Annotated in this window: 15 protein-coding genes; 7 read left to right on the top strand and 8 right to left on the bottom strand. The window is 53.6% G+C overall.

Features of this window, described 5'->3' with window-relative positions:
* Nucleotides 1-33: 33 nt before the first annotated feature.
* Nucleotides 34-1,806, bottom strand: coding sequence for a transporter substrate-binding domain-containing protein (locus L21SP2_RS10590; RefSeq protein WP_024268505.1), 1,773 nt, complete (start codon nucleotides 1,804-1,806; stop codon nucleotides 34-36).
* A gap of 128 nt (nucleotides 1,807-1,934) precedes the next feature.
* Nucleotides 1,935-3,422, bottom strand: a complete 1,488-nt coding sequence (locus L21SP2_RS17320; RefSeq protein WP_024268504.1) for an OmpA family protein — start codon at nucleotides 3,420-3,422, stop codon at nucleotides 1,935-1,937.
* A 42-nt stretch (nucleotides 3,423-3,464) separates the two neighbouring features.
* Between L21SP2_RS17320 and L21SP2_RS10580 the strand changes: the two genes are divergently transcribed.
* Together L21SP2_RS10580 and L21SP2_RS10575 are read left to right on the top strand one after the other, a co-directional pair.
* Complete coding sequence (locus L21SP2_RS10580; protein WP_024268503.1) at nucleotides 3,465-4,172, top strand: GIN domain-containing protein; 708 nt, start codon at nucleotides 3,465-3,467, stop codon at nucleotides 4,170-4,172.
* Between the two features lie 136 nt (nucleotides 4,173-4,308).
* Nucleotides 4,309-4,932, top strand: a complete 624-nt coding sequence (locus tag L21SP2_RS10575; protein ID WP_024268502.1) for a hypothetical protein — start codon at nucleotides 4,309-4,311, stop codon at nucleotides 4,930-4,932.
* A gap of 7 nt (nucleotides 4,933-4,939) precedes the next feature.
* Here the strand turns inward: L21SP2_RS10575 and L21SP2_RS10570 are convergent, their stop codons facing one another.
* The 3 genes from L21SP2_RS10570 to L21SP2_RS10560 form a co-directional block, all read right to left on the bottom strand.
* Complete coding sequence (locus L21SP2_RS10570) at nucleotides 4,940-5,779, bottom strand: SDR family NAD(P)-dependent oxidoreductase (RefSeq protein WP_169730465.1); 840 nt, start codon at nucleotides 5,777-5,779, stop codon at nucleotides 4,940-4,942.
* A 170-nt stretch (nucleotides 5,780-5,949) separates the two neighbouring features.
* Nucleotides 5,950-7,167 (bottom strand): trans-sulfuration enzyme family protein, encoded by a 1,218-nt coding sequence (locus tag L21SP2_RS10565; RefSeq protein WP_053335676.1) that lies wholly within the window; start codon nucleotides 7,165-7,167, stop codon nucleotides 5,950-5,952.
* Nucleotides 7,168-7,351: 184 nt separating this feature from the next.
* Entirely contained in the window at nucleotides 7,352-7,768 is a 417-nt protein-coding gene (locus L21SP2_RS10560; protein WP_024268499.1) for an OsmC family protein, read from the bottom strand.
* A 231-nt stretch (nucleotides 7,769-7,999) separates the two neighbouring features.
* Here L21SP2_RS10560 and cysM point away from each other — a divergent pair, with 231 nt between their 5' ends.
* A complete protein-coding gene (gene cysM, locus L21SP2_RS10555; RefSeq protein WP_024268498.1) occupies nucleotides 8,000-8,902 on the top strand; it encodes a cysteine synthase CysM in 903 nt (300 codons plus the stop codon).
* Between the two features lie 7 nt (nucleotides 8,903-8,909).
* Here cysM and L21SP2_RS10550 read toward each other — a convergent pair whose 3' ends face one another.
* Entirely contained in the window at nucleotides 8,910-12,110 is a 3,201-nt protein-coding gene (locus tag L21SP2_RS10550; protein WP_024268497.1) for a hypothetical protein, read from the bottom strand.
* Nucleotides 12,111-12,488: 378 nt separating this feature from the next.
* Between L21SP2_RS10550 and acnA the strand changes: the two genes are divergently transcribed.
* Together acnA and L21SP2_RS18900 are read left to right on the top strand one after the other, a co-directional pair.
* Complete coding sequence (gene acnA / locus L21SP2_RS18905) at nucleotides 12,489-14,213, top strand: aconitate hydratase AcnA (protein WP_244437922.1); 1,725 nt, start codon at nucleotides 12,489-12,491, stop codon at nucleotides 14,211-14,213.
* Nucleotides 14,210-15,205 (top strand): hypothetical protein, encoded by a 996-nt coding sequence (locus tag L21SP2_RS18900; protein ID WP_244437921.1) that lies wholly within the window; start codon nucleotides 14,210-14,212, stop codon nucleotides 15,203-15,205. The genes acnA and L21SP2_RS18900 overlap by 4 nt, the downstream gene beginning before the upstream one ends.
* Nucleotides 15,206-15,416: 211 nt before the next feature.
* On the opposite strand, the gene L21SP2_RS10540 is transcribed toward L21SP2_RS18900, so the two are convergent.
* On the bottom strand, nucleotides 15,417-15,956 hold the full coding sequence (locus tag L21SP2_RS10540; RefSeq protein WP_024268496.1) for a hypothetical protein: 540 nt from the start codon (nucleotides 15,954-15,956) through the stop codon (nucleotides 15,417-15,419).
* 102 nt (nucleotides 15,957-16,058) lie between these two features.
* On the opposite strand from L21SP2_RS10540, the gene L21SP2_RS10535 reads away from it, so the two are divergent.
* The gene (locus tag L21SP2_RS10535) at nucleotides 16,059-17,006 is read left to right on the top strand and encodes a GNAT family N-acetyltransferase (RefSeq protein ID WP_024268495.1); all 948 of its coding nucleotides are present in this window, start codon (nucleotides 16,059-16,061) and stop codon (nucleotides 17,004-17,006) included.
* Here the strand turns inward: L21SP2_RS10535 and L21SP2_RS10530 are convergent.
* Entirely contained in the window at nucleotides 16,996-18,777 is a 1,782-nt protein-coding gene (locus L21SP2_RS10530; RefSeq protein WP_024268494.1) for an ABC transporter ATP-binding protein, read from the bottom strand. The genes L21SP2_RS10535 and L21SP2_RS10530 overlap by 11 nt on opposite strands.
* 125 nt (nucleotides 18,778-18,902) lie before the next feature.
* Between L21SP2_RS10530 and L21SP2_RS10525 the strand changes: the two genes are divergently transcribed.
* Nucleotides 18,903-21,965, top strand: coding sequence for an MFS transporter (locus L21SP2_RS10525; RefSeq protein ID WP_024268493.1), 3,063 nt, complete (start codon nucleotides 18,903-18,905; stop codon nucleotides 21,963-21,965).
* Nucleotides 21,966-21,969 lie beyond the last annotated feature (4 nt).

The following is a 21,969-nucleotide window of genomic DNA, read 5'->3' as shown; positions in this document are numbered from 1 at the left end:
TTTCAGGGCCCGGCCTTGGGCTTGCCGGCATGTTCATTCTGTGTGAGTATTCCGGACCGGCACCTGGATTGTGAAGCAGCTTCCCTCACCAGGTGCGGAGCTGCAGCTGATCTCACCTCCCAGACCGTCGTGAACCCGGTTATACACGGATGTCAGACCGATGCCGTTGAATGTTCCTGAAGATGCAGCGCTGAAAAAAGGCTCGTAAATTCTTTCTTTCACGTCTGCGGTCATACCCTTCCCGAAGTCCCTGACGGTTATTGAGTAAGCTATGCCGTTCGGGCCTTCAGATCCCCGCTGTTCATCGGAAACCGTGCCGTAATCGACATTCACCTCTACTTTTCCGCCCGTTTTGTCGGGGTAGGCATGATCCCGGATATTGCTGAACAGGTGTTCAAATATATAGAGAGTAAGCGATGGATTGATTCTGATTTTTCCGTCGGGTATGTTCCAGATTTGCTCCCATTCTCCCTCACCCAGGATGGTGTCGGTGTACTCTTTCAGCGAGAAAAAGAAATCCCTGCATTCAACTTCCTGTTCCAGGTTTCCTGTCAGGGGCACGGCAATATCCTTGAAATGCTCAATGAGCTGCTGAACGGTATGGAGATTCCCTGTAAGCAGCGAACTGGCCTCCTTGAGATGGAGTTTCATGCTGCGGATGCGCTGGATTTCCGCTGCATTTTCCTCAGCGGGAATATCCTCAAGCTGATCATGTATTACAGATGCGGTGGTGATTGCATTGCCCAATGGGGAATTGATGCGGTGGGTAAGGCCTGCGATCATTGAAGAGAGGGTCTGAACGGTCTCCTCACGCCTGGCTTTTTGGGATATTTCCAGAAGCTGGCGGGAGCGTTGTTCCACCCGTTGTTCCAGTTCCTGATTCAGCCCAGCCAGCTCCGCCGTACGTTTGGCCACTTCCCGTCTCAGAAGCATCAGAAATGATATGAGTATAAATACCAGAAAAGCCGATGCAAAAATCAGGGCGGAAAACCAGGGGGGAAGGGTTTCGGTGGTGGAGAGAATCCATGTATTGTACAGGCGGTAGTAGTATGAGTCTGGATCGTTCTTCAGTTCGATCAAACGTTGAGAAACAAGATCGGCCAGCTGACGATTGCGGTCGGTTTTGCTGAATGCCGGGTAACCGGCGGTGGGTTGAAAACTGAAGCCGCTGGGCTTCACCCGGGGGTCATCGAGAACAAACCAGTTGTATGCCACCATGCCGTAGGCCCGGGAGTCAGTCACCAGCTGGGCGGCCTCTGCAAAAGAGCTTACAGGCACTTCATTGAACTGAATTTCAAAATCTTCCATGGCCCGTCTGAATGCATCACTCTGGCTAACGCCGCCTACCAGTGCGATATTTTTGTTCCGTAGATCGGCGATTCCTCCGAATTGATTATCCTGACTGATAAACAGTTCAGCCCAGGCAACGGTGCTCGGGGTCTGGGAAAAGTAAAAAAGCCGTTCACGCTCCATGCTCCGTGAGAGAGAGGTGAACAGATCAATTTCCCCTCTCACCAGCATAGCGTATAGACTCTGAAAGTCATCCACCACAAAATTGATACGGTAGCCCTCTTCTCTGAGAATTCGGCTGAACAGCTCCACAAAGAATCCCGAGGGCTGCTCATTTTCATCCAGGAAGGTTGTTGGATGGGCGTCGGGCATTATTCCATATATCACAACCGGAGTGGTGGTTTCTCCGGTCCGCCGTTCTGCTTCCTGGGCGTGTATCGGCTCCAGCTGAAGAAAACTGAGAAGAATAGCTGCAAGGAGCAGCGTCAGAGTTGTGTTTTTCCTTTGTCCGGTCATGGGCGAGCCGCCGTTAATCAAAATCCAGTGCCGCGAAGCTTGTGAAACATTTTTACATGCTTCGTTGCACTGCTATCAGTGTAGTTTCTGCCGGAATGTTTCTCAAGCGGGAATATCTTCTCCGGCGTTTACTGATTCAGAATAATCACCTCAACCCTCCGGTTCCTGGCCCGGCCGGCTGGAGTTGCGTTGTCCCCCACCGGTTCTGTGCCTCCCCGGCCTTCGAAGCGAATTCTGGCCGGTTGTATGCCCCGCTCAATAAGCAGTTCTCCCACTCGCCGGGCTCGTTCCTGTGACAGCTGCTGCTGTCCCCGGGGATTTCCCACATCTGCGGTATGCCCGATAATCAGAATCCGACGCTGGCCGCTTTCTGCCAGTATTTCATGAAGGCGGTCCACCCGGGATATCTCACCCGGGAGCAGTTCAGCACTGTCTGCTGCGAATTTAATATCCGGGATGTTGAGCTTCAGTCCAAGCTGATCCCGGCTCACCTCAATATTCCCGGATTCCGACGGGATAATACTCGGAAGATCGGGGAGGGCGGCAAGACTGGTATCATCATCATCCTTCCCCGGCTCATCATCGGTGACTCCGTCTTCCGGGGTGGCCGCCGGTTCTGTTCCGGAAGGTTCGTCGGAAGGTTCATGAGAAGGAGCATCGGTAGGTCTGCCGGACCGGGGATCAGAGGATGAGCCCGGAGGCATGGTGCCCGGGCCGTTTGCTGTGGCGGAGGCGATGCCCCGGAGGAATTGAGGGTCCTGAAAAACGGGCCTGGGGCTTCGAATCCAGGTCTGACCGAAGCCCTCCAGCCGCAGCAGATTCCCGGATTGAAGCTGGTACTGTTCGTTCAGGGTGTTGCTCATGAAGATTTTGGTTTCCTCGCCGGGAAAAACTGCGATCCGTACCCGGTTGCTGCCCTGAACCCGGAATCCGGTGAGCCGGCCGTCACTTCGGAGGGCAAAATCGGCGTTAATAAAGTGCACTTTGCTGCCCAGATAATCTCCGGTTCCCTGGTAAATATAGCGTACATACACCTGAACAGGCGTGAACTCCCCCCTTCCCAGCGGATCAACAAGGCGGTATGCAAATGCCTCATAGCTGTCTCCCGTCCGGGGAATCCCCGGGCCTTCCAGACGGCGGAGAGTTGCCGGGGGCAGGAGCGGAAAATTCCGGTATTCGGGAAGCTGGGTGAGGTGCCGTGGATATGAGCCGCTCAGAGGTTTTTCTGTGTAGGTCAGCTCGTCAAGATTGGTTGTTCGATTGCTTCGGGAATCTACAGCGGCCATGACGGTTCGCAGGTCCCGGGTGGTTTCGTTGCTGTGCCAGAACGTGCTTTCATAGCCGTCTTCAATACTGGTCAGTTGGCCTGATATTTCACTGTAGCGTAATCCCTCATACCGATTGTCCCGGTAGACTCTGATGTTGTATCTGCTGAGGTAGGTGCTGTCTTCGGGAATCATCACCGCCAGCTGCTGCTCCTGGGCGGCTGCTGACGGGGACGACATGAGCATTAATACGAGAAAAAGCGCCGGAAAAAACCTGTGAAAAAACCCGGTGGCAGGATTGATCTTCTCATCTGTTACAAAGGAAAATGGTGATCTGTTGTTGGAATTCATGCGCCCCCCGGGGCTATTCTACCAGCTTTAGGAGGAAAAAACATGCCGGGAACTTCGAAATACACCTGGATTGCCGCAGCGGGGATTATTGCAGCTGTGCTGGTGATTATTCTGGCGGTTACCCTGATGGTGAACCGCGGTAAACAGTTTGTGGAGACAGAAATGGATGTCGATTTCAGTGATGCGGAATTGGATTTGAGTGATATTAATGAGCTTGAGATCAGAGGCGTGTGGGATGTGCGTATTCTTCCCGCAGACAGCGCCGGGCAGCGGATAACCCTGAATGCCCCTGGAGAGATTATTGACGATATCAGGACCCAGCAGGACTCCCGTCTTACCTTGCCCGCACCGGGCGGGTTCCGGGGATTCGCAAAGGAGATGGAGGCCACAGTGTATCTGGAAGAGCTTTCCCTCATATCGGTGGAGGGAGCTTCCTCTGTTGATATTTCCGGGATGAATCTGGACGCACTTGAGCTACGCCTGGAAGGCGCAGCAAAGATCCTGGCTGAAGACTGCGAGTTTAATGATGTACGTCTGAAAGCAGAGGGTGCAGCGAATGTGGATCTGCAGAACTCTCTCACATACACCGCCGATCTGCGGATCGAAGGTGCTGCCAAAGTATCCATACGAATGGACGGAGGTCCAATCAGCGGTTCTCTGGATGGAGTGGGAAAGGTCCGGTATACCGGAAGTGTGTCGGAAAAGGATTTTCGCATAGACGGTCTGGGAAGTTTCGAGTACTTTGACTAAAGAGCCGCACGAACTTTCAGGGTTTGGAGTAGCGGCACAATGAAACGAACATCCAGGGACGGGATGAGAAGCAGCGCGGGAGGACCGGCTGCCCTCATGCCCGGCAAATATCCCGGTAATTTCGTCAGGAGGAAACATGACTGTTGAGCAAAAGGACCTTTTGAGCGAACTGCTTAATGACAAAAATTTTCTGGGCGCAGCCCAGTATCTGAGAGAACTTGACCTGGAAAAGGCGGAACGATCGGCCCGGATGGGAGGAGTTGTGTCCCATGTTATTCAGGACCTGGGTCGTGCCCGCAGCGGAGGCGACCGTGAACGGGTGGTATATCTGCGTTCTGTGCTGGCCTGGCTGCTCAAGGAGTATCCCGGGCTTGCTCCCATCTACCGGGAGCAGCTGCGCATCGCCACCGGCGGCGGAGATGTGTTCCCCGAATTTGCCAGGGGTATGCGGAACATGCAGGATGTATTCACCGGAAAGAAAACGGTTCAGGAAGGAATGGAAGATGCCGCCGAACCCATGGAAAGCTTTGCCGAGCAGGCGGGGGAGTTTATTAAAGACGGCCTGAACCAGTTCGGATCGTTTTTTTCCAGAATGAATCAGAATATGAACCGTGACCGCTCAGAGAACGGCGAAAATGCAAAGGATTCGGGAACATCCGGTGACCGGGAGGAAGATGAAGCCCGGCCCGTTGATATCAACATAGAGGATGCCGACGACCCATTGCCCCACGACATTCATGATGCCGGCGACGGCAAGTAAGTGAGTTTTACCGGGTAATCCTCACTGCCATGGCATAATAGAGTTTTTTCGGGAGAAGCACGGGAATCTTTGCAATGAGCCGGTTGAAAAACCCGGGGATCGCAATAATTTTTCCCGGCCGTTTTTTCAGCATGTTCAGGGAGTATTCCGCCACCTGGGAAGCGCTCTGCCAGCGCACGATGCCCCGGTTCCGTTTTTCCCGTTCCCACTCCGGCAGCTTGTCGTGGAAGTCGGTGTGGGTGAACCCCGGAAGCAGGGCCTGCATCCGTACGCCTGAGGGGCGAAGCTCCAGGGCCAGCGCTTCGGTGAACCGAGTGAGAAAGCTCTTGCTGGCACCGTACATTACGCTTTTGGGAAGACTCTGTTCACCCGCAACCGAGCTTACATTAATCACTTCCCCCCGTCCTCTCTGCTGCATTCCGGGAATGAGCCCCCTGCACAGTTGTACCACCGCTGTGCAATGAACCTGCAGCATTCCCAACTGTGCCGCTGCGTCATCCTGGAGAAAATCCACACCGGCCCCGTAGCCGGCATTATTAATGAGCAGATCAATTTCATGCCGGTTGCCCAGGGTAATCAGTTCCTGGATCACCGGCTCTTCTCTCAGGTCACCCAGAACCAGTTCGTGTCTCCCGGAATACAGACGTTCCAGCTCTGCCTTCAACGGCGTAAGCTTTTCAGCCCGCCGGCCGTTGAGAATGAGAAAGTATCCCCGGGATGCCAGCTGCCGTGCGAAGGCCGCACCGATTCCTGAGCTTGCCCCGGTGATCAGCGCCCATTTACGCTGTTCCGGCTGATCTGTGCTTGTTCCCGCTGTTTGTTCTGCTGTTTCTGTTTTTGCTGACATGTATCTCTCCCTGGATTTTCCCCGGTTTTTCCCCGGGGGCTGTTTCATGCAACCCCACTGATGCGCTGCTCTCCGCCTGAGTGTTTGCACTCCGCCTGTTTGTACATTCTGTCCGTTTGTTCGGGGGCTGATGTTCACTGTCCGCCAGTGCTCTTTGTCCGCCCGGATGCTCAGCTTCTCTCCAGAGCCTGCTGAATATCCTGAATAATATCTTCCGCATCTTCAAGACCCGCGGATATGCGCACAAATCCGTCGCTGATTCCAACCGTTGCTCTCTCCCCGGGACTGAGTTTTGAATGGGTGGTGCTGGCAGGATGAGTTGCGATGCTTCGGCTGTCCCCCAGGTTCGCGGTGAGGCTGATCATCTCAAGGCTGTTCAGAAAACTGATTCCCGCTTTCAGGCCGTCCTTCAGTTCAAAGCTTACCATGGCACCGCCCCTGCGCATCTGCTTTTTTGCGGTGGAATATCCGGGATGATCGGGATCATGGGGATATTTGACCCATGAGATTTCCCTGCGGCCTTTCAGAAACTCAACAATCTTTTCCGCATTATCCGCATGCCGTTCCATTCTCAGTCCGAGGGTCTCCAGACTTTTGGAGAGAATCCATGCGTTGAAAGGGCTGAGAGCAGGGCCGCTGTGGCGGGCGAAAAAGCGTATGGGTTCGATTGCCTCACTGCTGCCCAGCAGCACCCCGCCGAGGCTGCGCCCCTGGCCGTCAATGAATTTTGTGGCCGAGTGACCCACAATATCAGCTCCGAAATCCCGGGGATTCTGGAAATAGGGGGTTGCGAAACAGTTATCCACATTGAACAGAATTCCCCTGTTCCGGCACAGCTTCCCCAGCATCTCAAGATCGATGATATCAAGACCTGGATTCGAGGGGGTTTCGCAGAACAGCATTTTGGTATTGGGCCTGAGGGCTTCTTCCCAGGCCCTCCGGGGATTTTGCCGGTATTCATCCCCTCCGATATCCACATAACTGTATTCGATTCCCCATCGGGGCAGAATTTGGGTGATGATCTGATGGGTAGAACCAAAGATTGAGCGGCTTGCCACCAGATGATCCCCGCTGTTGAGATGCGCAAGAATGCTCACAAACATGGCGGACATCCCCGAGGCAAGGGGAACACCATCTTCGCAGTGTTCCAGCACCATCATTTTGTTGATGAACTCATCGGTATTCGGGTTGCTGTAGCGGCTGTAGATGTTCCCCTGACTCTCACCGGAAAACAGATCCCTGGCTTCCTCTGCGCTTTCGAAGGTGAAGCTGGATGTCATGTAAATCGGGGAGCTGTGTTCATGCATATCCGCCGAAGGCATCCTGTTGCGGATCGCCGATGTATTGAATCCCTGTCCGCCGCTGTTGCGTTTGTCCTGATTCTGCATGCTCAAAGTCTGCCTCCTCTCAGTTTCAGCCATTTATCCATTCTGTATGGCGTATCCCTGTTTTTCGGCCGCGATTCGGCGGCCCCGATTCTGCCGGCTGAGGGCTCGGCCGCGGCCGCTTGTTCCGTGCCGCTTTTGTCCGCTCTGCTTCCTTCTGATCCGCTTCTGCCTGATCCGGGGCGGATTACTCCCGGATTATTTCAAAACTGTGGGTGATTTCTGCGGATTTTTCCAGCATCACCGCCACGGAGCAGTATGAATCAACGGCCAGATCAACGGCCCTTCGTGTCTTTTCCTCTTCCAAAGATCCAAAGAGCCGGTAGTGAAGATGAATTTTGGTGAAGGGAGATGGGACGCCGTCGGCCCGCTCCGCTTCTACATCAATTTTACAGTCATTCAGTATCATGCGCTGTTTTTTGATGATTGATACCAGGTCCATGGCGCTGCAGCCCGCAAGGCCGGCCAGGACGGTCTCCATGGGCCGCATTCCCTTGTTTTCTCCGCCCACGGAGGGGCTGCCGTCGATATCCAGAGAAGCTCCGCTTTCGTTCCGTGCCTGAAAGTGCACCCCATTGTTCATCCGCTCCAGTTGTATCTTCATGATTCCACCTCACATCCGGTTCCTGCCTGTATGCCGGTGCGTGCAGCGGCTCCCGTTCCGGCAACTCAAACGTATTCGCTGCAGCGTATTTGCTGTATTGTGCGCCCTGCTGGGACTTGTGCTGCTGTAAATATGAGCAGGCAGATAAGAATTTGTTACATGATAAAAATTGCCGGGAATAATGTCCAGAGTAAACTTGAGTAACAAACGTGATATGCTTATATTAGCGTTATGCGAATATTCACCACTGAAGAGATTATCGGAAACACGCCGCTGGTACGGCTTCAGAAGCTGTATACAGGGCCCAACATCATTGCATGCAAGCTTGAGGGAAACAATCCCGCAGGTTCGGTGAAGGACCGTCCGGCCCTGCAGATGATCGCAGATGCGGAACACAGCGGCAGGATCAAGCCCGGAGATACCCTGATTGAGGCTACCAGCGGAAACACGGGTATCGGCCTTTCCATGGTGGCGGCAGTACGGGGATACCGAATGGTGCTGATCATGCCGGAACACATGAGCAAGGAACGGATTGCGCTGATGAAAAGCTACGGTGCCGAGGTAATACTCACTCCCAAAGATCAGAGCATGGAAGGTTCAATAGACAAGGCACGGGAGATGGAAGCCGCCGGAGAAGGGGTGATTCTGAACCAGTTTGGAAATCCTTCCAATCCGGAAGCCCACTACCGGACAACCGGCCCGGAAATATGGCGGGACACCGACGGCAAGGTGACTCATTTTGTGGCGTCAACGGGGACGACTGGTACGCTCATGGGAACGTCCCGGTATCTCAAGGAGCAGCGCCGGGAAATTCGGATTGTGGGTGCACGCCCCGACGGCCAGGGCGGAATCCCGGGCATCAGGGCCTGGCCTGAGGAGTATCTTCCTGCCATTTACGATCCCACGCGCATTGACCGCAGTGAGGAAGTTTCCAAAGAGGAAGCCGAGCGCACCGCACGGATGCTTGCCTCCCACGAAGGTCTGTTTTCCGGTATTTCCAGCGGCGGAAACGTGGCAGTGGCCATCAGGCTGGCCAGAGAACTTGAGGAGTCCGGTGTGGATGATGCCCTGATCGTCACCATCATCTGCGACAGGGGGGATCGCTACCTGTCCACCGGGGTTTTTCCCGCCTGATATCCTGCTAAAAACCTCCCGGAGGGGTCAAAAAGAGGGAGATATACCAGGGATTCCCACCCCCTCCATAGAGGTAATTGAACTCGGCTCCAACCTCCCATGCCGTCCGGGCCAGGGCTCCTCCATTGATCACAAACTCCATGCTGGGTGCAATGAAGCTGGACTGGTTGATCACCCCCTCTTCCAGGAGAAGGTTATCCTGCACGGATATTCTGTGCCCCCCTCTGATTTTCAGTTTCTGCAGATAGGCCAGGCTGAGTATTCCCCTGTGAATGTCATATTTCTGCCCGATGCGGATTTCCCCGAAGGAATACACGGTTCCGCCGGTTTCCGCCTCTGCAGAGAAACCCGGGTGGACAACATAGTCGGTGTTGAAAGACCCGGTACTCACACCGGGAATGATAGCTCCCGCCGGACTGACCCCGGTTGACTGCTGGAGTGAGATGGCGGAAAAGAGACGGAGTCTGCCGTACATCCAGGGAGTTTCTCCTTCAAGTTTCAAGCCGGCATATCCTGTGAACGGTACATCCCCGGCCTGGGAGAAAAGACCCACACCGGAAAGACGGCTGCGTATTCCCGCAGATCCCCGATGATCCAGGGGATTATCCCTGACGGAGCTGAAGCCCAGGGCGGCGGTGATGGGAACCCGCCATCCTGCAGCGTCCCAGCCGTAGGGGCCTGCTTCCTCATCCGGATCTTCATCGAACTGCTGTACAAATTCTGCCTGCAGCTGCCAGCTGATGTTTCGCCAGAGAGGATAAAGGCTGATTGACTGGGATGCAGACAGGGAGGCGGACAGCACCCGGCTGTCTCCCCGAAACTCGCCGTTTATTATCGGATTATAGACTCTCCAATCCCGGAATCCCAGACCGAAAGCCACCGGAAGGGTGCGGACTCCCAGCTGAACATCTGCGTGGAGGAAGGGCTGATCGTACAGGTATTGCAGATTGGCCGTAAGACTGTAGGCGGCTGTGGGGTCCTCTGTGCTGAACCCTGCGCCTGCTCCGGTGATCAGGGCAGATTCTTCGGCTCCGCCCAACACCCGTGGGTTGACGGTGACAAGGGGATAGCGCAGCCGGGGGGTGAGAATCCAGGGCAGGGCTGCATATGGTTCGGGGCGAAACTCGGAAGGTTGCTCCCCGGGCATGGGCACCCGGATTCCTCCGTATCCCCGGGATCTCTCCGTCCCTTGTCCGCTGCCGCTGCCGCTGCTGCCGCCGTCCCGGAGAACATCCAGGGCTGCCCAGCTATAATCAATTTCTTCCAGCTGCCCCTGCTGACGGCTTTGCGATGGCAATGTCGGACGGCTTTGCCAGGGTTCAGGCTGACGCCCCGGCTCTCTGTAGGTTTCTCCGGTGGTTTCTTCGGTGGTTTCTTCGGTGGTTTCTTCGGTGGTTTCTTCGGTGGTTTCTTCGGCCGGCTCTCTGGCCGGCTCTTTCACCCTGGCCGGCTCTTTCACCCTGGCCGGATGAAGCATGACGCGCTGGCCCCGGCTGAAATTCCCGATGTATGCAACCCTGTCACCGTCCACTCCCACCGGGTGCTGTACTCCGCCGCTGATGCTCTGCTCCTGCACCAGAAGTGGAGCGCCGGGGGTGAAAACCCCCAGTTTGAAGAGACTGAAATCATTATCATAGATAAAGTACAGCGAGGAGCCGTCTCCTGATATGTTCCGGATTCCCCGGAGAGGGACCCGGGGCTCCATCAGTTCGATATTCCCGTTCTGTGAAAACCGGGCGATGCGGTTTTTCCCCCGCTGCTGCAGCAGGAAATACACCCTGTCTCCCAGGACGACCGGCATGGAAGGGATAAGACCTGGATTTCCTTCCAGAAGTACCCGGATACTGCCGTCCGTGTTCACCTGCACCAGATCTCCCGAGTACCCCCGGGGCCGAATGGCCAGAATGGTTCCGGTCCGGGGATCCCTCACAGCCTCAGTGAGAGAAGTATCTTTCTCACCGGGAAACAGAGGCCCGGGCTGAGGCCGGCCGCTGTCAAGATCATAGGATTTGATTCTGGCGTGGAACTGCCCCTCCGAATCCCTCCGGTAGGTGCTGATCAGAATTTCATTGCCATGAACGGCAATGCGGTTGGTGAAATTATCCGACGGGAAGAGGGGTGCGGTGCTGAAAGAAGCCGGGGACGGGGAGTCTTCTTCCATGACGGTTTCATTCTCCCATTCCAGGTGATACACGCTATCGCTGGTGGAATACAGGATTCCGCCGGGGTGTGAGGCAGCTGCCCCGATAAACTGATACCGGGGATCCAGCACCCGGCTGTTGAACTCAACCGGTGCTTGTATTGAGATCCAGGAGCGGAAATCATCCCAGACGTTTTGGATGGACTCTCCGAATGCCTTGCTGAACGCTCCCCGGGTAAACAGACCGTCCTGGTAGAGCTGACCTGTACCAAGCAGACTCCAGAATTCTGCGTAGGCATCCGTTCCGTAGGTTTCAATAAGATACCTGGAAAACCAGCCTCCATAGATATACCATGCGCCGGAAGGGTACGCTCCCCGGATGCCGTTGCTTTCCATGGGACTCATCATCCGGTTTTCAAGAATATCCTGCTGGATTACTGAGGCGTAGGGGGTGTCATGTGCCCTTCCGAAGCTGTCGGCACTTTCGGCTGCCACGGTTACCCCTTCAACAAAAAACGGAGGGGCGGAGAAAAAGGCCGGAGCCACAACATCACCCAAAAGAAAACGCCCTGCCCGGAAAAACGGGGATCTCAGGGTAAGGGAAACCGCATGGGTCAGTTCATGCAGGAACAGTTTTGCCAGGGGATCGTTATACCGGGCAAAACCGGTGGAGGGGGATATAGGTGCCTGAAAGAGTCTGATTCTCTGGGAAGGAAATACTGTGAAGGCTCCGTTCAACAGGTCCGTGTCAGGGGTGATGACCACAGGAAAACGTGTAAACCAGGTATCAGTATTCAGCTCATCGGCAACCCATTCATACATGCCGTCAGCCAGTCCTGCAAGATATTCAGCGGCTTCTGCAGATTCCGGGGGGTATATAAAGAGAAAATGTCGGGTTTCCAGCTGGAGCAGATCCGTAGGACCGGAATACAAATCGGCATTCACGTACATGCAGGGCACCAGGAGAAGCAGGGCTGTGAGAATAAAAAGCGCCCGCCCGCCTCTATGATGGGGTCCTCCGATTTTTTGCCGCAGAAAGCGGTGAAACAAGACAGTGATATAATTCATAGAATAACCTCCCCGCTGGTACCCGTCGGAACCGTCCGAGATCGGGCTCTACGCTTACTATAATTTCATTTTGTTTGTTACGCCACAGTGGTTCGAGGGTTTAGTGTATGTAAAAGGTGTTCTAACGTGCCTCCTAAAATCTCCTTTTGTACGAAGCGTCCTTTGGATTGGTTGAAGCGGTTTTTGCTCCTTTTCACCGCCGATACCCTGTTTCTTTTGCGGATCGTATGCCCTGAGCCAGCATACGATCCGCGTTTTTTTAAAATTGTTGCAGAGTCGCCTTATGATGGGTAATATGGATTATACCCGAGTGTTTTAATTATTTTTTTTCAAACCATCTCACCGGTGCTATCCGGTGATTATTTTAAAGGAGAATTCATGCCCTATTCTGATGCATTTGGTGTAAAGCAGAGTCTGAGTGCCGGGGGGAAACAGTTTTCATATTTTTCCCTTACTGAACTTGCAAAGAAATACCCTCAGATTTCCCGTTTCCCCTACAGCATAAAGGTCCTTCTGGAATCTGTTCTGCGGAATATCAATGAAAAAGAAGTTACAAGCGATCATCTGAAATCATTCCTGAACTACGATCCGAAAAAGCCCGGTGATGTGGAAATACCCTATACCCCTGCCCGGGTTCTTCTTCAGGATTTCACCGGTGTGCCCTGTGTTGTGGATCTGGCTGCGCTGCGTTCCGCAATGGCGAGAATGGGCGGTGATCCCGGTCGGATTAATCCCCAACTGCCGGTGAATCTGGTTATTGACCATTCGGTAAGCATCGATTTTTACGCCCATCCCGATGCCTTCAGGAAAAATGCCGAACGGGAATTCGAGAGAAACAAGGAGCGCTATGAATTTCTCAGGTGGGGTCAGGGAGCCCTGGAGAACTTTCATGTTGTCCCCCCCGCTAGCGGAATATGTCATCAGGTAAACCTTGAGTATCTGGGAAAAGTAGTTCAGCACAAAGAGGACGGCGGAGAAAATTTTGCCTATTTCGATACCCTGGTGGGTACCGACAGTCACACAACCATGATCAACGGTCTGGGAATTCTGGGCTGGGGTGTGGGCGGAATCGAGGCCGAAGCCGCCATGCTGGGACAGCCCATCTACATGCTGGCACCTCCTGTGGTGGGAGTGAAATTGACCGGAGACCTTCCTGCAGGCACAACCGCCACCGACCTGGTTCTCAGGGTTACCGAACTTCTCCGGGCCCACGGCGTTGTAGGAAAGATAGTGGAATACTTCGGACCCGGTCTGGATGTGCTTTCGGTACCGGACAGAGCCACTCTGGCGAATATGGCCCCCGAGTACGGCGCCACCGCGGGATTTTTTCCGGTGGATGCCAAGACCCTGGAGTATATGTATTCAACAGGCCGGGATGAAGACCTCATGGATCTGGCAAAGAGTTATACCAGAGCTCAGGGTGTGTACCGTGAAGATGGCGACAGCGAGGATGATGCAAGAGACTATGAAGCCGTTCTTGAGCTGGATCTTGGAAGCATCGTTCCGGCAATCGCAGGCCCGAAACGACCCCAGGACCGAATCGAACTGAAATCGGTGGCACCGGAGTTTAAACGTCTCATGACCGCTCCCATTAAGGATGGCGGTTTTGAAGAGAGCAGCGATGCGGCGGAAACCACTGCCAAAGTGACCCTTGAGGGAGGGGAGGAAGTTGAGCTCACCCATGGAGATGTGGTGATCGCCTCAATTACGAGCTGTACCAACACCTCCAATCCGTCGGTGCTCATGGGGGCCGGTCTGCTGGCCAAAAAAGCCGTTGAGGCGGGGCTCAGCTCAAAGCCCTTTGTGAAGACCAGCTTCGCTCCGGGATCCGTTGTGGTAACCGAATATTTGAAAACCGCAGGACTTATGCCGTATCTCGAACAGCTGGGCTTTCATCTTGTGGGTTACGGCTGTACAACTTGTATCGGAAACTCAGGACCGCTGAATGAAGAGATCAGTAAAACCATTCAGGAAAACAATCTGGTTGCTGCGGCCGTTCTTTCGGGAAACCGGAATTTCGAAGGCCGGGTGAACCCGGATACCCGGGCCAACTTCCTGGCATCCCCCCTCTCTGTGTGGCCTATGCCATTGCCGGGAACATGAATGTAAATCTGGACAGTCAGCCCCTGGGTACGGGAAAAGACGGTAAGCCGGTGTATCTGAAGGATATCTGGCCTTCCAAAGAGGAAATCGACGAATATGTGGCAAAGGCCATGGACAGGAAATCCTTCCAGGAAAGCTATGGAGGCATCGAAACCAGCAACCCCCAGTGGAATGCAATTGAACTCAGCTCATCGGAGGTGTATGACTGGAAGGAAGAGTCCACCTACATTCAGGAACCTCCGTTCTTTGTGGATATGAGCACTGAAGTGAGTCCAATTCAGCCGGTTGAAGATGCACGAGTTCTGGTGAAGGTGGGGGATTCGGTCACCACTGACCATATTTCCCCTGCAGGGGTGATTGATCCTGCAAGTCCGGCGGGAAAATATCTAAAAGGACAGGGCGTGGGGTATTTTGATTTTAATTCCTACGGAAGCCGCCGGGGCAATGACCGGGTAATGACCCGGGGTACTTTTGCAAATATCCGCCTGAGAAACCAGCTCGCTCCGGGAACCGAGGGCAGCTGGACCACCCACTTTCCCAGCGGTGAGCAGGTGAGCATTTTTGAGGCGAGCCGCAGGTATAAGGAAGAAGCCACGCCGAGCATTGTTCTGGCCGGTAAGGATTACGGAATGGGTTCCAGCCGTGACTGGGCTGCAAAAGGCGTGTACCTTCTGGGCGTCAAGGCGGTAATAGCCGAAAGCTTTGAGCGTATCCACCGAAGCAACCTGATCGGCATGGGAGTTCTTCCCCTTATGTACAAAAAGGGCGAAAATGCCGAAAGCCTGGGACTGAGCGGGAATGAACAATTCAGCATTCATGTGGATGACTCGGTTACGCCCAAGCAGGATATTACCGTTACAGCGGTGGATCCCTCCGGTGACAAAAAAGAGTTCACCGTAACCTGCCGGATTGACAGCTCCGTTGAAGTGGAATATTTCAGGAACGGCGGAATCCTTCACACGGTACTTCGGAACTTCGTGAAGAATTCCTGAAAACGGGACACCGCAGACGATAAACACTGCAGACGATACACTCTGCACACGGTAGATAAAAAACAACGGCCGCGGCGGTTCATGAGATTCATGTTCCGCTGCGGCCCTTTTGCTTCCATTCCCTCGGGGTGGAAGGCTTTCACCATTCTGTTTCTGTGGTAGATCGCTTCCCTGGAAGATTCATTTCTTTCCTGGAAGTTACACCGCTTCCCTAGAAAAGAAAGGCCAGGTTTATAGAAGCAAAAAGCTTGATATTTGCGATCAGTCCGGCAAGGGCTCCGAATGCATCTCCCAAATCATCTCCGGTGGATTCAGCCACATAGTTGGTATACACCAGTTCGGCGTTCGCACCGAGGATCATCGAATCACTGAAAGGAATCAGTACCGTGTTGAAGCCCAGTCCGAAGGTATTGAAGAAACCCGCAGGAGCTGTGGCGGTGAGAGTTGCAGGGTTTGTGGCCGTACTGAGATCGAAGGTGGTACCTGCGAGAATGTAGAAATCTTTTCCAAGTGTCAGCGCCACAGGCAGTGATGCATTGGAATACCAGATGTCGTAGTTCACCGCCGCCCAGGTACCCAGATGTATCCCGGTGCCCAGTACATTGTACTGAACGTGTACGCCGCCGCCCCGGAGGGCGTCTTCCGATCCAAGGCTGATGCCCGCAAACGGCTTAACAATCAGATCAGCTTCCGCACTGATGCCTGAGATTGCAATCATGGAAATGATCATGATTAACACAAATTTCTTCATTGTGTCTCCTCGTAAAAATTTGTGGTATTTGAATACTATTCCGGATTTTCGAATGCTGTCAACAAACTTGCAATACACGGGCCCGGGGAGTATGATAAAAACATGCATGTACAAGTATCTGATAGAGACGATACCGGATTCGCCGGGGAACTGGGAAGTCACAGTTTGCTGACCAGGTTCCGTGATCTTGAAATACATCACCTCCATGGAACAACGTCGCCGAACTGCATGAAGGAGATCGGCCGCATCCGGGAACAGGAGTTCCGTCGGGAAGGTGGAGGCAGCGGAAAAAGTGAAGATATCGATTCCTTCGATACCGGGGAACACTGTTATCAGCTGATAGCCTATGACCCGCAGTGGAGGGAAATCGTATCCTGTTACCGGTACATTCACCACGGAATGATTTCTCCCGGGCTGCTCAAGGGCTCAACCCCGGCTGGCAGACTATTTCGGTTCTCCCCTCGCTTCATGGATGGGTATTCCCGGGGTACTGTCGAACTGGGCCGCTCAGTGGTGAACCGGAAGGCCCGCAGGCGGGTTATGGGATTATTTGCGGTGTGGTCCGGTCTGGGGGCATTAATCAACGAGATTCCCGGGCTGAAGTGGTTCTTCGGAAAACTGACCGTCTATCCCCGGGTGCCGCAGGAGCTTCGAAAGCGTCTGTTCGGCTTCTGGAGCCGGTATTATCCCGGAGATCGAAGCATTATCTGTCCTGTGAAAGAGCATGCCGTGGATGAGGATGCTGAATATTTCCGGGATTACCCCGAAACGATCTCTTCAGATGAAGCTTTTCAGCGCTTCTCCCGGGAAATGACTGAAGCCGGACATCCTGTGCCCCCTCTCATGAAATCCTATCTGGGAGTAAGCCGGGAAATTGAGTCTTTCGGCACGGCTGAAAACGGGCATTTCGGTTCGGTATTTGAAACTGCCATTCTGTTGCCCGTTGAAAGCATTCTTCCATCGGCCAGAGGCAGATTTATAGACGGCTATAGTTCAGAGAACGACCTTCTTACACAGCTGTACGGAAACAAAGAGCAGCTTAAAACGTGAAAACCTGTTCACCGCTCTGTACCCGCCAGAGATTCCGGTACAGCCCATCCTGTGAGATTAATTCATCATGTGTACCGGATTCGGCAATCCTGCCGCTGTCGAATACAAAGATCATGTCGGCATTCCGGATGGTTGAGAGGCGGTGGGCGATGACGATACTGGTTTTCTGATGGGCAATTCTGGAGAGGCTCTTTTGAATGGCCGCTTCGGTTTCATTGTCCACCGAACTGGTGGCTTCATCCAGAATCAGAATGGGTGCGTCTTTCAGCATGGCCCGTGCGATGCTGATGCGCTGACGCTGACCTCCGCTGAGTTTTTGTCCCCGTTCCCCCACAATGGTGTCGTATCCTTCCGGGAGCCGCATAATAAAGTCATGGGCCTCCGCCAGCTTCGCCGCCCGGATGATCTCTTCCTTGTCTGCTCCGGGTTTTCCATAGGCGATATTATCCAGTGCGCTTCCGTGAAAGAGAAACACATCCTGGCTCACCAGGCCGATGTTTGCAGCCAGATCTTTCAGGCGGTAGTCCCGGATATCCCTTCCGTCAAGGATCAATGCGCCGGAGCTTACATCATACAGTCGAAGAAAGAGTTTGATCAGACTTGTTTTCCCCGCTCCGGTGGGACCCACGATTCCCACCGTCCAGCAGGGCTGAATTTCCATGTTCACCCGGGATAATACTTCCGGGCCGATCTTGTAGGAGAAGCTCAAGTCTCTGGTCTGTATATGTCCCCGGGCTTTTTCAGGGGGATATGGCGTATCGCCGTCAACGAGATGTTCCCGGGAATCAAGAATGCTCATGATCCGGCGTATGCTTGCCATGGCCCTCTGATATAAATCAAATGTTTGCCCCAGGCGGGTAAGGGGCCATAAGAGCCGTTGAACGATGTAGACCATCATGCTGTAAAGGCCTACTGCTATGGCGCCGTTGAGAGCCTGAAAGCCCGCCATCAGCATGATTGCCAGGAACCCTGCAAGAATGATCATGCGGATCATCGGAATAAATGCGCTTGAGAGTCTGATGGTGGACTCGTTGGCTCTCCGGTAGTCGCCGCTCAGGCCTGCGATCCGGCGATTTTCCTGCTCTTCGCTGCCGTAGCTTTTGATGGTGGCCATGCCCTGAATGTTGGTAGCCAGCTGACTGCTGGTTTCCCCTGCGGCTTCCCGGACTTTCGCATACCGGGGTTCAAGGAATTTCTGGAACCAGAGGGAAGCCCAGACGATAATCGGGATGGGGATTACCGCCACCCAGCCCACACCCGGAGCCACCACCATATACATTCCGCCGATGATGGCGATGGTTGTGATTACCTGGATGATATCGTTGGCCCCCACATCGAGAAAGCGCTCCAGCTGATTTACATCTTCATTGAGAATGGTCACCAGTTCACCGGTGCGTTTATCTTCAAAGTACGCATAGCGCTGATTCTGGATATGTCGGTAAGCATGGGTGCGGATATCATCCTGGGTCTGTTGAGCAAGGGTTTTCCAGGCGATTTCGAAGAGATACTCAAAAAGGGATTCCAGAAGCCACACTACGGCGGTAATTAGGGCCAGAGCCACCAGCTGCTGTTCCGGCCTGGGAAGTCCGAAACGGGATAAAAAGCTGTCCTCTCCGTTGACCACGATATCAACCGCGAACCCGATGAGGGCCGGGGGCATGAGGTCAAAGAGTTTGTTAAACACCGAAAAGGCGCTGGCAGCCAGAATCTTTCCGTGTTTCGGCCGGAGGTATTGCCAAAGCTGTGTAAGGGGGCGGGTTTCCTGTTTCATACTTTGTGGAATCTACCTCTTTTCACCTGGTATTGGCAATCCTTCCCGGGGACTCATAGAATGTAGGTATGCACTGCAGCCCTGCCGGGTGCGGCGGGGTGAAAACAAATATACCGGAGTTTTGCATGAAAAAAGGATATATCTGGCTTATACCCGTTGTTCTGATTATCTCTGGAATCGGACTTCTCTTTCTGGAAAGCGGTTCCCGTTTCGAAAATCCTCTCAGAAGCAGCTATGAATTTGATTATCCGGTCTTTGCCACCGGAGACAGCGTCGGTAATCACTATGTAATTGATACATCCCTGAGACGGGTATCGAAAATCTCCGGGAACGGGGAATTGGTCTACCGCCTTGACGGGGGTTCCCGGGAAGATAACAGATTCTTTTATGCCAATCAGATCAGTGTGACTCCGGAAGGGTATCTTTTTCTCCTGGATGAAACCCGGGATGCCAAAGGGTTTTATGTTCTCAGAGAACGAATTTTGCTCTACAGCCCCCGGGGAAAGCTGCTTTCGGTGGTGTATGAACGGGAATATCCTCCGGGACACAACGACCCCACCCTTGTACAGCGGAACAGAATTCTTGGACTGAATGCTGTGGAACCGGGAATGCTCCGCTTTTTTATTCTTGAAGAGGATGCCCTTACCCCGGTAACCATCACATATTCTCTCCCCGACGGGAACGGCCCGTCGGAAAATACAGAGGAACGGGTAGCCCAAAAGACAGAGGAACAGGCAGAATCAGCAGTATCCCGATCAGTGCCTCACCGTATTCAGAAGGCTGAACCCATTCAGGTGGATCAGGCAATGCTCTATATTGCCGATGCAGTACACAGCGTTTCCGGTGCCGTGGCAACATTCAGGGACGGAACTATCCGCCGGCTTTCTGCAGCAGGGGAAAACCGGATTCTCTTTAATGGAACTTCCGAGAATCCTCCGGGGGTTGTTCCATGGGAGCTGGGCAGCGCCGGCGGAGATATTGTGTTCGTAGACCTGGAGCATAAGGAAATTCGGAATGTTTCAGGCGAAACCCTCATCGGCAGGGAACAGATCATGGCATCCATGAACCTGGAGGATTTATACCCGTACAATTACTACCGACTGGATATTTCCCCGGATGGCAGGATTTACACAACCAATGATGAAGGAATAGTGATATACGATCAAGGTGATATCAGCTTTGTCACCTCCGCCAGGCTGGGACCCGGCAGAACTCTGGGACGAATTCTGTGGTGGGTCGGGGTAATCCTGACCGTCTCCGGGGCTGTTTTGCTTCTGTGGATCATATATTCACGGATTTTTGAAGGTAATCTCCCGCCTGTTCTCGTGCGTTCCATGGCTGTAGTCCTGCTGGTCGTTGCCGTCGGAGCACTGAGTACGTTCCTTCTCATCAACAATTTCAACAACCGCTACACCGGCATTATCTTTCAAAGAATTTCCCAGATGATACAGGTGCTCCCCCTGGTGATTGACGGTGATTCTTTCAGTGAAATTGAATCCCAGGAGGATTTCGGGAATGAAGAGTATATGGAGATTCGAAATACCTTCATTGATGCGTTCAACAATAACCGGGACGAGTGGAACAAGGGATATTATTTTGCTCTCTACCGGATAATCGATGACCGGCTCTACGGATTCATGTACATGAATGGAGGCATTTCCATGTATCATCCCTTCGACTGGCTGGGGGGAGATGAAAACCCCGGGGTGTACGATCTCGCCCTGGACGGAAGAATTGCAACAGAGATGGATACCGATATATCAGGTGATTGGATCTACGGTGTGGGACCCATCTATAACAGCCGTGGCGAAGTGGTTGCTCTTTTCGAAACGGGAACAGATCTGTACACCATGAACCAGGAAAACCGTGTACTCATCCGGGAGCTGATCTGGGAGCTGGTTACCGTTCTCATTGTTCTTATTCTGTTGATGATAGAGCTCACCGTTCTCAGCTCCCTGCTGAAAGAACGCCGGCTGGCAACTCCGCCGTTGAGCAGCCGGGATGAAGGGTTCAGTGACGGGAATCTTGCACGACCCCTGGTGTTTCTCTACTTTACTGCGGTGAGTTTCTCCATAGCCTTTCTGCCTTTGCTGAGCAGGGATCTCTACCAGCCCCTGGCCGGATTGAGCAGGGATGTGGTAATTGCGCTGCCCCTTTCACTTGAGATGGCCTTTTTCGGGATTGCCACGGTTTTGACTTCCATTTTGATTGCCCACAGGGGATGGAAGGGAGTGTTCGCAGTAAGTCTGGTTATCAGCGCTCTGGGGCTTCTGCTTTCCGCTCTGGCAGGATCTCTTCCGGCTTTTCTTTTGGCCCGGTCTCTTACGGGTCTGGGTACCGGTATGGGCTATATTGCCCTTCGCAGTTTCATCAACAAAGAGGGACGGGAAAAACTCAGAAATCAGGCGTACTCCAACTTTTATTCGGGCATGATAGCAGGAATAAACGTGGGACTGGTGCTTGGAGCCTCTCTTGCCGGATTGGTGGGGTACCGGAATGTTTTTCTCATGGGAATGGCCCTTACCGGCATGACCGGAATCCTTTTTGCATTCCTGTACCGGGATACACGGTTTTTCTGGGAACAGGATACCCGGGGCGAACTGGGACATGGCAGGGCATTGCTTACCATGATCCACAGTCCCCGGCTGTGGATGTACTTTGTCCTTCTGATTCTTCCCACCTATGTGGCAGCGGCATACGTGAGCTTTTACTTCCCTCTCTTTGCCGAAGCCAGGGGACTGAGCACACCGGAAATCGGCAGGTTCCTCATTGTGAACGGGCTCTTTATTGTCTACCTGGGTCCGCCCCTCAGCCGATTGGTGGAAAAACATCTGGGCAGCTTCTGGGGAAGCCTGCTGGGTTCGCTGATGTGGGGTGCGGCGTTAATTCTGGCGGGTCTCAGCGGCAATATCTGGTCCGCTGCACTGGTTCTGATTCTCATGGGGCTCACCGAGGGATTTGCGGTAAGCAGCCAGAACGGACTCTATTTCTCCCAGAAAATTGTTCATGTGGTGGGACAGGACAGGGCCACGGGATATTTCGAACTGATGGGGAAGCTGGGCGAAACCATTGGACCGGTGGTTTTTGCCGCCGTCCTGGTTCTGGGTCAGAGACAGGGACTGATCCTTCTGGGAATTGCCATCGCAGTGATTGCAATCCCGTATGTATTCATTCGTAAGGCAGATTGAAGAT

The sequence above is a fragment of the Salinispira pacifica genome, from assembly GCF_000507245.1.
Taxonomy (GTDB): domain Bacteria; phylum Spirochaetota; class Spirochaetia; order DSM-27196; family Salinispiraceae; genus Salinispira; species Salinispira pacifica.
The sequence above is the reverse complement of the archived record's forward strand: the minus strand, read 5'-3'. Positions and strand labels throughout refer to the sequence as shown.